At 37.1% G+C, this 13,968-nt stretch carries 6 protein-coding genes; 4 read left to right on the top strand and 2 right to left on the bottom strand.

What is annotated here, in order from left to right:
- Nucleotides 1–152 precede the first annotated feature (152 nt).
- The 4 genes from rpoB to RT037_RS08565 all read left to right on the top strand — a co-directional run bounded on the left by rpoB (nt 153) and on the right by RT037_RS08565 (nt 10,482).
- On the top strand, nt 153–3,980 hold the full coding sequence (gene rpoB, locus RT037_RS08580; protein WP_313030023.1) for a DNA-directed RNA polymerase subunit beta: 3,828 nt from the start codon (nt 153–155) through the stop codon (nt 3,978–3,980).
- Between the two features lie 109 nt (nt 3,981–4,089).
- Nucleotides 4,090–8,355 carry a DNA-directed RNA polymerase subunit beta' gene (gene rpoC / locus RT037_RS08575; RefSeq protein ID WP_313030022.1) on the top strand — a complete coding sequence of 1,422 codons (4,266 nt, stop codon included), beginning with the start codon at nt 4,090–4,092 and terminating at the stop codon, nt 8,353–8,355.
- Between the two features lie 89 nt (nt 8,356–8,444).
- On the top strand, nt 8,445–8,750 hold the full coding sequence (locus RT037_RS08570) for a DUF3467 domain-containing protein (RefSeq protein WP_312321753.1): 306 nt from the start codon (nt 8,445–8,447) through the stop codon (nt 8,748–8,750).
- Between the two features lie 463 nt (nt 8,751–9,213).
- Nucleotides 9,214–10,482 carry an ectonucleotide pyrophosphatase/phosphodiesterase gene (locus tag RT037_RS08565; RefSeq protein WP_313030018.1) on the top strand — a complete coding sequence of 423 codons (1,269 nt, stop codon included), beginning with the start codon at nt 9,214–9,216 and terminating at the stop codon, nt 10,480–10,482.
- Nucleotides 10,483–10,537: 55 nt separating this feature from the next.
- Here the strand turns inward: RT037_RS08565 and RT037_RS08560 are convergent, their stop codons facing one another.
- Nucleotides 10,538–12,241, bottom strand: coding sequence for an OmpA family protein (locus tag RT037_RS08560; protein ID WP_313030015.1), 1,704 nt, complete (start codon nt 12,239–12,241; stop codon nt 10,538–10,540).
- A gap of 66 nt (nt 12,242–12,307) precedes the next feature.
- Nucleotides 12,308–13,435 (bottom strand): serine hydrolase domain-containing protein, encoded by a 1,128-nt coding sequence (locus tag RT037_RS08555; protein ID WP_313030013.1) that lies wholly within the window; start codon nt 13,433–13,435, stop codon nt 12,308–12,310.
- Nucleotides 13,436–13,968: the final 533 nt, after the last annotated feature.

The following is a 13,968-nucleotide window of genomic DNA, read 5'->3' as shown; positions in this document are numbered from 1 at the left end:
GCTTAGAATTAGAATCGAGAACTAAGATAAAGATTTAAAACCAATTCTGATAGCCCAAAAATCGAGTGTTTTTCATCTTTTTCAGACTTCTTCTTCTGCTTCGATATTTTTGAGATAAACAAAATATTTTTTAACCTTTTTCTTGTAATTTTATGAGTGAAACACAGGCAAATTCAAAAATCAAAGGGACTGAAAGAATCAACTTTTCTTCTGCGAAAGGTAAGATTGTAACGCCTGACTTTTTGGATATCCAAATCCAGTCTTTCAAGGATTTTTTCCAGTTAGACACGCTTCCTGAACAACGTCTTAATGAGAGCCTTTATGCTACGTTCCAGGAGAATTTTCCAATTACAGATTCTAGAAACCAATTCGTTTTAGAATTCTTAGACTATCTAGTAGATTCGCCACGTTATTCTATCGACGAGTGTGTTGAGAGAGGTTTGACGTACAGCGTTCCGTTAAAAGCTAGACTGAAATTGTATTGTACAGATCCAGAACACGAGGACTTCCAAACGGTTGTTCAGGACGTTTATTTAGGGCCAGTTCCTTACATGACGCCTTCAGGATCTTTCATCATCAATGGAGCTGAGCGTGTTATTGTAACACAGTTGCACAGATCTCCAGGTGTATTCTTCGGTCAAACTTACCACGCGAATGGTACAAAGTTGTATTATTCAAGAATTATCCCTTTCAAAGGATCTTGGATGGAATTTACAACCGATATCAACAGCGTAATGTATGCGTATATCGACCGTAAGAAAAAGTTACCTTTAACAACGCTTCTTAGAGCGATTGGTTATGAGTCTGATAAAGAGATTCTTCAGATTTTTGACCTTGCAGAAGAGGTTAAAGTTAACAAAGCAAACCTTAAAAAAGTACAAGGTAGAACTTTGGCAGCGAGAGTATTGAATACTTGGTTCGAGGATTTCGTTGACGAAGATACAGGTGAGGTTGTTTCTATTGAAAGAAATGAAATTATCCTTGACCGTGAGACTGTTCTAGAAAAAGAACATCTTGATATTATTTTGGAATCTGGGGTTAAGACAATTCTTATCCACAACGAAAATTCTAACGAATTCTCAATCATCCAAAATACATTACAGAAAGACCCAACTAACTCTGAGAAAGAAGCCGTAGAATATATCTACCGTCAGCTTCGTAACGCAGATGCACCAGATGAGGAAACTGCTAGAGGAATTATCGAAAAATTATTCTTCTCAGAGCAACGTTACTCTTTAGGTGAAGTTGGTCGTTACAGATTGAATAAAAAATTAGGTCTTAATATCGCTGAAGATATTCAAGTTTTAACAAAAGAAGATATTATCTCTATCGTTAAACACTTGATCGAGTTGGTAAACTCTAAAGCTGAAGTTGATGATATCGACCACTTATCTAACAGAAGAATTAAAACAGTTGGTGAGCAATTATCAGGACAATTCGGTGTTGGTCTTTCAAGAATCGCTCGTACGATTAAAGAAAGAATGAACGTTAGAGATAACGAAATCTTTACACCACTAGATCTTGTTAATGCTAAAACTTTAACATCAGTTATTAATTCATTCTTTGGTACCAACCAGCTATCTCAGTTCATGGACCAGACCAACCCACTTTCAGAAATCACGCACAAGCGTAGACTTTCTGCACTAGGGCCTGGCGGTTTATCAAGAGAAAGAGCAGGTTTCGAGGTTCGTGACGTTCACCACACGCACTACGGACGTATCTGTCCAATCGAGACGCCAGAAGGACCAAACATTGGTTTGATCTCTTCATTGGGTATCTATGCAAAAATTAACCAATTAGGTTTCATCGAAACACCTTATCGTCAAGTAGAAAACGGGAAAGTAGATTTGGACAGCGCGCCAATTTACCTTAACGCAGAAGACGAAGAAGATAAAGTAATCGCACAAGCGAACGTTGAGATGAAGGATGATGGAGAAATCTCTACAGATCGTGTTATTGCACGTCTAGATGGTGATTATCCAGTTGTTGAGCCCGCGCAAGTTGACCTTATCGACGTTGCACCTAACCAGATTTCTGGTATTTCGGCTTCATTGATTCCTTTCTTGGAGCATGATGATGCGAACCGTGCGTTGATGGGATCTAACATGATGCGTCAGGCCGTTCCTCTACTTAGACCACAAGCACCTATCGTTGGTACAGGTCTAGAAAAGCAAGTTGCTAGAGATTCTAGAATCTTAATCAATGCTGAAGGTACTGGTACTGTAGAATATGTTGATGCTAACAAGATTACTATTAAATATGACAGAAGCGAAGATCAAGATCTAGTTTCTTTCGATACAGGTACTAAAACTTATAACTTAACTAAGTTTAGAAAAACCAACCAATCTACAACAATCACATTGAAACCAATCGTAAGAGTTGGTGACGTTGTTGAGAAAGGTCAAGTCCTTTGTGACGGTTACGCAACTGAAAACGGAGAATTAGCTTTGGGTAGAAACTTGGTAGTTGCTTTCATGCCTTGGAAGGGTTACAACTTTGAGGATGCAATCGTAATTAACGAAAAAGTAGTTCGTGAGGACTGGTTTACGTCAATCCACGTTGATGAGTATTCGCTAGAAGTTCGTGATACCAAATTAGGTATGGAAGAATTGACAGCAGATATCCCTAACGTTTCTGAAGAGGCTACTAAAGACCTTGACGAAAACGGAATGATCCGTATCGGCGCAGAAGTTAAGCCTGGTGATATTTTGATTGGTAAGATTACACCAAAAGGTGAGTCAGATCCAACACCAGAAGAAAAACTTCTTCGTGCAATCTTCGGTGATAAAGCTGGTGATGTTAAAGATGCTTCGTTGAAAGCTGACTCTTCTTTAAGAGGTGTTGTTATCAACAAGAAGTTGTTCTCTAGAAACATTAAAGACAAAAAGAAAAGATCTGAAGAGAAAATCAAACTTGAAGAAATCGAAAATACTTACAAAGCTAAATTCGATGATTTAAGAAATACTTTGATCGAAAAACTTAACATTTTAGTATCAGGAAAAACTTCACAAGGTGTTAAAAATGACTTGGATGAAGAAGTAATCGGTAAAGGTGTTAAATTCACTCAGAAGTTATTGACAAGCGTTGAGGATTATGTTAACATTAGTGGTTCTGACTGGACAGTTGATGTTGACAAGAATGAATTAATCAAACAATTAATCCACAACTATAAAATTAAGTATAACGATATCCAAGGTGTGAAAAATAGAGAAAAATTCGCACTTTCTATCGGAGACGAACTTCCTGCAGGTATCATGAAGTTGGCGAAAGTCTATATCGCTAAAAAACGTAAACTAAACGTTGGTGATAAGATGGCAGGTCGTCACGGTAACAAAGGTATCGTATCAAGAATCGTTCGTGAAGAGGATATGCCATTCTTAGAAGACGGAACACCAGTAGATATCGTATTGAATCCACTTGGGGTACCTTCTCGTATGAACATTGGTCAGATCTACGAAACCGTTCTTGGTTGGGCTGGTAAGAAGTTAGGATTGAAGTTCGCAACACCAATCTTTGATGGTGCAGAGCTAGATCAGATTACTGAATACACAGACAAAGCATCACTTCCTGCTTATGGTAACACTTATCTATTCGATGGTGGTACAGGTGAGAGATTTACACAGCCGGCAACAGTTGGGGTAATCTACATGCTTAAGTTAGGACACATGGTAGATGATAAGATGCACGCACGTTCTATCGGGCCTTACTCATTAATTACGCAACAGCCGTTAGGAGGTAAAGCGCAATTCGGTGGTCAGCGTTTCGGAGAGATGGAGGTTTGGGCATTAGAAGCATTCGGTGCATCTAATATCCTTAGAGAAATCTTGACTGTTAAGTCGGATGACGTGATTGGTAGAGCGAAAACGTATGAAGCGATCGCGAAAGGAGAGGCAATGCCAGAACCAGGTATTCCAGAATCTTTCAACGTATTACTTCACGAGTTACAAGGTCTTGGACTTGACGTAAGATTGGAGGAGTAAATTAAAAGATTTAATTATTAAAAAATTAAAGAAATTAATTAATCTCCAAGATAAAAAGGAAAGAAAGTAATCTTTCAATCTTTTAATCTTTTAATCTAAAATTTAACAAATGTCAAATAAAAATAAATCAAGTAGATTTAGTAAAATCACTATCGGTTTAGCTTCACCAGAATCTATTCTTCAAGAATCTAGAGGGGAAGTTCTAAAACCAGAAACAATTAACTATCGTACGCACAAGCCAGAAAGAGATGGTTTGTTCTGCGAAAAAATATTTGGTCCTGTAAAAGACTACGAATGTGCTTGTGGAAAATACAAACGTATCCGTTACAAGGGTATCGTATGTGACCGTTGTGGTGTAGAAGTTACAGAGAAAAAAGTAAGACGTGAAAGAATTGGACATATCGGACTTGTTGTGCCAGTTGCACACATTTGGTATTTCCGTTCTTTACCTAACAAAATCGGTTACTTATTAGGTATTCCTTCTAAGAAGCTAGATATGATCATCTACTACGAAAGATATGTAGTGATCCAACAAGGTATTGCTAAAAAAGCAGACGGTTCAGATTTCGAGGATAAAGAATTCCTTACAGAAGAAGAATATCTAGATGTTCTAGAAACGCTTCCTGTGGAGAATCAATATCTTGACGATTCTGACCCTAACAAATTCGTTGCTAAAATGGGTGCCGAAGCTGTTGAAGAATTGTTGAAGAGAATCGACCTAGACGCATTGTCATTCGATCTTCGTCACAAAGCTCACAACGAAGGTTCTAAGCAAAGAAGAACTGAAGCATTAAAAAGATTAAATGTTGTTGAAGCCCTTAGAGGTGCTAATACAAGAATGATCAATCGTCCAGAGTGGATGGTGATGCGTGTTCTTCCAGTTATACCACCAGAATTAAGACCATTAGTTCCGTTGGATGGTGGACGTTTTGCAACATCGGATCTTAACGACCTTTATAGAAGAGTTATCATCAGAAACAACCGTCTTAAGAGATTATTGGAGATCAAAGCCCCAGAAGTTATCTTAAGAAACGAAAAGCGTATGCTTCAAGAATCGGTTGATTCATTATTTGATAACACAAGAAAATCTTCTGCAGTTAAGTCGGAATCAAACAGACCATTGAAATCGCTTTCAGATTCATTGAAAGGTAAGCAAGGTCGTTTCCGTCAAAATTTATTAGGTAAGCGTGTTGACTACTCTGCTCGTTCGGTAATTGTTGTTGGGCCTAGCCTACAATTGCACGAGTGTGGTCTTCCAAAAGATATGGCAGCTGAGCTTTACAAACCATTCATCATTAGAAAACTAATCGAGAGAGGAATTGTAAAAACAGTAAAATCTGCTAAGAGAATTATCGACAGAAAAGAGCCTGTAGTTTATGATATCCTAGAAAACGTGATGAAAGGTCACCCAGTTCTTTTGAACCGTGCACCTACGCTTCACCGTTTGGGTATCCAAGCATTCCAGCCTAAGATGATCGAAGGTAAAGCAATCCAACTTCACCCATTGGTAACAACGGCATTCAACGCCGATTTCGATGGTGACCAGATGGCGGTACACTTACCTTTAGGTCCAGAAGCAATTTTGGAAGCTCAGTTATTGATGTTAGGTTCTCAAAACATCCTAAACCCTGCGAACGGTTCTCCAATTACGGTACCTTCTCAGGACATGGTTTTGGGTCTTTACTTCATGACAAAACAATTGGATTCTACAGAAACTATGAAAGTTAAAGGTGAAGGTCTTGCTTTCTATTCTCCAGAAGAAGCAGAAATTGCTTACGCTGAAGGACAAGTTTCTTTGAATGCTAAAGTAAGATGCAAACTACCAGTAAAAGTTGATGGCGAATTGGTTACTAAACTAATCGAAACAACTGTTGGTAGAATTATCTTCAACCAAATTGTTCCTAAGCAAGTAGGTTATATCGATGAATTGTTGACTAAGAAGTCTCTTAGAAACGTTATCGGTAGAATCCTTGCAGATACAGACTTCCCTACAACTGTTAAATTCTTGGATGATATGAAAGACTTAGGTTATTCTAACGCATTCAAAGGAGGTCTTTCTTTCTCATTAGGTGACATCGTAGTTCCTGCTGAGAAGAAAACAATGATTGCTTCGGCTATCGAATCTGTTGACGAAATTAAGGCTAACTATAACATGGGGCTTATTACCGATACAGAACGTTATAACCAAGTTATTGACGTTTGGACTAATACCAATGCCTCTTTAACAGAAATGATCATGAGCAGAATGAAAACTGACCAAGGTGGTTTCAACTCTGTATATATGATGCTTGATTCTGGTGCTAGGGGTTCTAAGGAACAGATCCGTCAGTTATCAGGTATGAGAGGTTTGATGGCAAAACCACAAAAAGCTGGTTCTGTTGGTGCTGAGATTATCGAAAACCCAATTATCGCGAACTTTAAAGAAGGTCTTTCGATTTTGGAGTACTTTATCTCTACCCACGGTGCTCGTAAAGGTCTTGCGGATACCGCTCTTAAAACTGCCGATGCTGGTTACTTAACACGTCGTTTGGTTGACGTTGCTCAGGATGTTATCATTACTGAAGAAGATTGTGGAACATTAAGAGGTACAGAAGTTACACCACTTAAGAAAAATGACGAAATCGTTGAGAAGATTTCTGAAAGAATCTTAGGTAGAGTGTCACTTCACGATATCTACGATCCAGAATCTGACGAATTAATCGCAGAAGCTGGAGAATTGATTAACGAAGCATTGGCTAAAGCAATCGAAACTGCTGGTATCGAGTCTGTAGAAGTACGTTCTCCATTAACTTGTGAAGCTAAAAAAGGTATCTGTTCTAAGTGTTATGGACGTAACCTTGCAACAGGTAAGATGATCCACATGGGTGAAGCAGTTGGTGTAATCGCTGCACAATCTATTGGTGAGCCAGGTACACAGTTAACATTGAGAACTTTCCACCAAGGGGGTACTGCAGGTAACATTTCAGAAAATCCTTCTATCGTTGCAAAACGTGATGGTATCGTTGAGATGGACGAAGTTAGAACTATTACTACGGAAGACGAAGACGGAAATACAGCAGAAATCGTTGTGTCTCGTTCAACAGAATTCCGTTTGGTAATGGATAATGAAGCTCGTACACCTATCATGGTTGCTAACTTACCTTATGGTTCATCATTATTTGTAAAACCAGGTGAGAAAGTTTCTAAAGGAACAATGATCGCTAAATGGGATCCATATAACGCGGTAATTATTGCGGAAACTGCTGGTAAAGTAGAATACGAAGATATTATCCAAGGGGTTTCATTTGCTCTTGAGATTGATGAACAAACAGGATTCGAAGAGAAAGTTATCTCTGAATCTAGAAATAAGAAAGCTGTACCAACACTTAAAGTTGTAGACTCTAAAGGTGTTGAACAAAAAGCTTACAACCTTCCAGTTGGTGCCCACCTTATGGTTAACGACGGAGAGAAAATTAAGGCTGGTAAAGTCTTAGTTAAGATCCCAAGAAAATCTGCAAAAGCGGGGGATATCACCGGAGGTCTTCCGAGAGTTACCGAATTGTTCGAAGCTCGTAACCCATCTAACCCAGCGGTTGTTACAGAAATCGATGGTGTAGTATCTTATGGTAAGATTAAGAGAGGTAACCGCGAATTGGTTGTAGAAGCTAAAACTGGTGAAATCAAGAAATACTTAGTTAAACTTTCTAACCAAATTTTGGTACAGGAGAATGACTTCGTAACAGCTGGTTCTCCATTATCAGACGGATCAGTTACGCCAGACGATATCCTACACATCAAAGGGCCAACTGCGGTACAAGAATACTTAGTGAACGAGATCCAAGAGGTTTACCGTTTGCAAGGTGTAAAAATCGACGACAAACACTTCGAAATTATCGTTCGTCAGATGATGACAAAAGTTTCGATTGTAGATGGTGGCGATACGCAGTTCCTAGAAGGAGCCTTAGAGCACAAGTATGACTTCTTAGAAGAAAATAACCGAGTATTTGGACTTAAAGTAGTTGTTGACGCTGGAGATTCTAAAGACTTAAAACCAGGTCAGATGATCACAGCTAGAGAGTTACGTGACGAAAACTCTAAGTTGAAGCGTGAAGACTTAGCTTTAGTACAAGTACGCGAAGCACTTCCTGCAACAGCAACGCCAGTATTACAAGGTATTACAAGAGCAGCGTTACAGACTAAGTCATTCATGTCAGCAGCATCCTTCCAGGAAACGACTAAAGTACTTAACGAGGCAGCAGTGTCTGGTAAAGTAGATTACTTAGGAGGTCTTAAAGAAAACGTAATTGTAGGACACAGAATCCCTGCAGGTACAGGTCTTAAAGAATATCAAAACGTAATCGTTGGTTCTAAAAAAGAATTCGAAGACATCAACTAAAATATTTAGTTTTTAGTTTCAGGTTTCAAGATGAAAGTCATATCTTGCAAACCTGAAACTTTAAATATTAAACAAAAACAAAATTTAAAATGGACAACAATCAAAATCAAGATCCTAACAACATCAACATCCAACTTAACGAAATGGTAGCTGCTGGTGTATACTGTAACTTAGCATTAGTTAACCACTCTCCATCAGAGTTCGTAATGGATTTCATCCAATTGATGCCAGGTGTACAACAAGCTAACGTAAGATCAAGAGTAATCTTAGCTCCACTTCATGCGAAGAGAGTATTAGCTGCGTTACAACAAAACATCGCTAACTACGAGCAACAATACGGAGAAATCAAAGAAGTTGAACCTTTCGTATTAGGAAGTAACAACGTACAAGCTTAAGATTTTTCTTAACATATGATAAGTCCCGATTCTACCAAGAGACGGGACTTTTTTATTTTGGGCGTGCCACATGACGGCTCGTTCGGACGCTCGCTGCGCTCGCGCCTCTCTCGCCGCCAGTGTCGGTCTACGCGCAGTCGCTGTGATGCCCGGACGGCTCCGCTGCGCTCTGCCCCCTCACATCACGAGCTCCACAATGCGCTTCGCCCTCACGCAGATTCGGGATAATTAACCTGAGTTCAGAATAAAGAATTAACGTCAGTTCGAGTAGATTTTGCAAAAATCGTATCGAGAACTTGTATTAAAAAGTTCTCGATACAAAATCTTTCAAATTTTTATTCAAAGTGAAGACTCGTTTAAAGAAAAGTACTTTATTTCAATCAGAGGTTAATTATAAAAATTGACCATTATTTAACTCAAATTTCAAAAATCAAAACTACATTTGTTCATTATTTTTAACAAAATGAAGAAGTTATTTTTTTTCCTAAATGTGTTGCTCTTCGCATTTATAAGCGCACAAAAAGACACAGCACAAATTGTAGTTCCTAATCGTGTTAATACCGTAGCAGATTTTCAAGATAAACCTTATGTTATTATGATTTCGGTGGATGGTTTTAGGTACGATTATCCTACAAAATATGCGACACCCAATATCAATAGATTATCAAAACAAGGCGTTTCAGCCGATTACATGAATCCGAGTTTTCCCTCAATAACATTTCCGAATCATTACACCTTAATCACAGGTTTGTATCCTGCGCATCACGGTTTGGTAGACAATTTTTTTTATGACTACAAAAGAAACGAAGCCTACAAAATGAATGACGGAAAAATCGTTAGCGATGGTTCTTGGTACGGCGGAAAACCACTTTGGAGTTTAGCTGAAGAGCAAGGACTTTTGTCTGCGTCTTTGTTTTGGGTAAGTTCTCAGTCCGATGCGGGGAAAACGCGACCTACTTATTATTACAACTACCACGAAAAATTTAATAATGAGCAAAAAATAAGCATTGTTCTTAATTGGCTCAAACTTCCAGAAGCGCAACGTCCACATTTTATTACGATGTATTTTCCCGAAGTTGACGCGAATGGGCATCATCACGGACCAGATTCTAAAGAAACGGAAGAGGCTGTAAAATCTGTCGATGCAGCAATTGGAGATTTGGTTACCAAAGTCAATAATCTTGGATTTAAAAATGTGAATTTCGTTTTCGTGTCCGATCATGGAATGATAAAGGTTGATAAAGAAAATGCTATCGACATTCCCGAAATTCTGAAAGATAAATCGCGTTTCGATTACTTTAATAGCAATACTTTGTTGCGCGTAAAAGTTAAAAATCCTGATGAGTTCAAACTCGTTTATAGAGAACTTAAAAGAAACAAAACCGGTGATTATAAAGTTTATAAAGAATCTTGCTTCCCAAGCCGATTGCATTATGGTAAAAAAGATGACGTATTTGATAGGATAGGTGATATCCTCTTAGTTCCTAATGCGCCAAAAGTTTTCCTTGAAAAAGCTAAGACAACAAGCATCGGAAAACATGGTTTTGATCCTAAAAAAGTTCCTGAAATGCGTGCCGTTTTCCGAGCTTGGGGACCAGCTTTCAAATCTGATTTTGAGATTTCGCATTTTGATAATGTTAATGTTTATCCAATTGTGACGAAGATTTTAGGTCTTAAAATCACTTCACCAATTGACGGTAAAGAAAAAGTAGCAGATAAGATTTTGAAATAATTTTTTAAAAGAAGCCTTTCAGGGTTCCAAACCCTGAAAGGCTTTTCAATTATATTTATTTAGCACAAATAACTTTGAACTCTGTTCTTCTGTTGTGTTGATGTTGTTCTTCGGAGCAGTTAACATCGTTTTTACATTCATTTAATAATTTCGTTTCGCCATAACCTTTTGCGATGACGCGACTTCGGCTAAGTCCTTTTGATACTAAATAATTAACCGCCGAATCGACACGACCTTGTGATAGCTTTAGGTTATAATCTTCAGAACCGCGGGAGTCGGTATGTGACGATAATTCAAGCTTTATCGTAGGATTTTCTGCCAAGAACTGATAAAGTTTGTCAAGTTCTGGTTTTGCATCCTCACGAATTGTGGTTTTATCAAAATCGTAATTAATGTTTTGCAAGTTAATCGCTTTGTCACAAGTCGCTTCCTCCATACAAACTTGAAGATTGATAAACATTTTTTTAGTTCGATCATTCTTTTTGCCGTCAAGATTTTCGGTTTGTGAAAAGTAGTTTCCTTTTTTGCCATAGATGCTATACAATTCCTCTTTTGAAGCCATAAAACTGAAAGTTCCGTTCGCCGAAGTTTTTAGGTTTTTAACCTCCGAAGTCTTTTCATTTTTAAGACTAACATTAGCATAAGGTAAAGCTTTTTTTGTGTTACAATCAGTCACTTTTCCTTCGATAAAGAATCTTTCATCCTCATTTTCTAATTCGAAATACAAAGGTGTTAATGTGAAAATAGTTGTCTTTTCAATTTTTTTTGTGACCAAATTAATGTCGCGATATTTTCCTTTAAGCTCGTAATCATCAGGTTTTACATTGTTGAAGGTCACCTTTCCGTCTTTATTAGAAGTGCCATAATAAGCGCGTTGACCTTGGCTGTTAAATAATACAACCTCCGAATTTGGAAGTACTTCGCCTGAATATTTATCCTTTACTAAAACTTCCATTTTGTAAGTGCCCGTCGCAACTTTGGACTTTTTGTTATTGTATGTGTTTCCGAAACGGTACACCAAACCAGCGAAAGCCCCGACAGAATGCGCCTCGTGCTCCAGCGTGCTACGACCTTGGAAGCCTTGTTGTGTGTTGAGATTGTTTTGTCCATTAACCTCCGAATATGGATAATAGCCTGCGATTGTACCTGTTCCGTTTTCTTTAATTTGGAAATGCTGAAGATAATAGGCACCAAAATTGAACCCAAGATTTTCAGTGAAAAAATAATTAAACTCCAGTTGTGCTTTTGCGCTCGCAACACTTGACACATCGTAACTATTATGCTCGCTAAGCGCAATATTTTGATTGTTTGCGATTCCTGTCAATTTGATATCGCCATTCTTCAAAATACTGATGCCACCACGAAGTTTGAAAATCATCGAAAGCTCATCAGAAAAATCATGTTTAAAATTAGGACCAATACCGACAAACATTCGATTGAGAGAATTTTCTGAAAGCTGAATGTTATTTAATTTAATATTGTTTAAAAATAAATTATCAGTAGGGTAGGTGCTTTTTGTAGAATTACTTAGATAATTAAAATCTGCGCCCAACCCGAACCAAGTCCAGAAATAGTCAACATTTGCGCCGACATTAAAACCTGTTTTATAATTGATAAATGGCGTTTTGTTATCCAAAGAAGGTGCGTCAATTCCGCCATAGATTCCGATTCGGAAGTTATTGTCATAGTCGCCATAATATTGCGCTTTTGTAACAATAAGTGAACAGCTTAACAATAAAAAAGTATAGATTTTTTTCACAGAAATAATTTTTGTAAAAATACAGTTTTTTCTACCACCTGTAGTATCTATATTTTGTAAATCAGTTTAGTTATTTGAATTTTTTGTTTCTTCTTTTGTCCAAAGCATTTGTAAAGAATCTATTTTTGCTCTTATCTTGCGATGACTTTTGTAGATGGCTTTTTTACCAAGCTTTTCGTTAGCTATATTGGATAGAATAACAACTGAAGTTTTGGATTCGGGATAATACATCACCAAAGAAGGTGCGCCTTTAACATAGCCGGTGTGTAAGTAAGTTTTCGGGTCTTCTTCGTGAATCATAATTCCGCAACCGTATTTTACCTTTCCTAAAATATAGTGATCAAAAGTTTTGGCAGGCTTTACAAAAGTTTGAAATGCCGAATCGCTCAATACTTTTCCGTTATACAAAGATCTATTCCAAAGATGAAGGTCATCAACTGTTGACAAAATTCCACCAGCTGCAATCGAAATACTATTTTTATCCAGACGTTTTGGCATGTTTGGGACTTCTTCATTTTGTTTTAAACTGCCAAGATGTGCACTTGCAAAATTGTTTCCATTAAAGAGATTTCCTGTTGAAGAATGTGTCATTCCTAATTTTTGGAAGAGTGCCACTACATTATCATCGTAAGATTTTCCAGTAAGATTCTCAACAATATCGCCTAGACTTTTGTAACCATCATTAGAATAATGCATTGCTCTCCCTGGTTTGAAAAGAAGTCGCTCTCCAGTAAAATTAATGCCAGAAGTGTGATGTAGTAATTGAGCAATCGTGATTTCTTGATAAGTTTTTGTCTTATAATTTTGTAGATACCTTGACACTTTATCCTCGATATTAAGTTTTTGTTGCTCCTGAAGTTGTAGGATTAAAACAGCAGCAAACTGCTTACTGTTCGACGCAATGGGAAAAAGTGTTTGGTTATCAATTTTTGTTTCAGTTTTAAAATTAGAAAAACCATTGGCGCGTTCATAGATTTTTTTGTTATCCCAATCTACAGACACAATGGTGTTAAACTTATTTTTTAAAATAATTGAATCTAAAAGCGGTGTGATTTCCGCTGATTTTTTGACGAGCGAAATACTGTCTTCAATGCGTTTTTGATCAATAATTTTTTGAGCTTCGACTTCTTCAGTTTTTTTACATGCTCCAAAAAAAGTAAAAATCAATAAAATCCAAAGCAACTGTTTTTTCATATTCTACTGTGTTTTCTACGGAAATACTTATTTTTTAATTTGATTGACCAACATATTATTGCTTTAAAGTTAAAAAATCTTTTGGCTTTAAAAATGAATAGAAATTAATATCAAAAAATAATTTTGTTTAATTTTATCAGATGATAAATAATTATTTTATGATATTTTTTTTAAAAAAAATATCAATTTTAATATTGATTTTACTATTTCTGTGTGTCAATTCGCAAAGTCCAATATCTGCACTAACTGATAGTTTGGTTGTCACTTTAAAAAAAAAGTAAAATAGTTGATTTAAGTCTTAAAATCGCAAATCAATTAAAAACTGAAAACTTTGCTAGAAGTCAATATTACATTAACCTCGCTAGAACAAACACCGAAAAACTTAATGATACTGCTGCCTGGAAGTTTTTTTACGATAAAGCAAATAAAATTTATTTTGATATAGATGCGCTCGATTTGTTTCAGGAAACACTTTTAGCTGTAAGTCTCCCCAAACGTTGGACAGAATTATACCCTCATTTTGTATTGTAAAA

The sequence above is a fragment of the Soonwooa sp. genome (assembly GCF_032062245.1).
Lineage (GTDB): Bacteria > Bacteroidota > Bacteroidia > Flavobacteriales > Weeksellaceae > Soonwooa.
The sequence above is the reverse complement of the archived record's forward strand: the minus strand, read 5'-3'. Positions and strand labels throughout refer to the sequence as shown.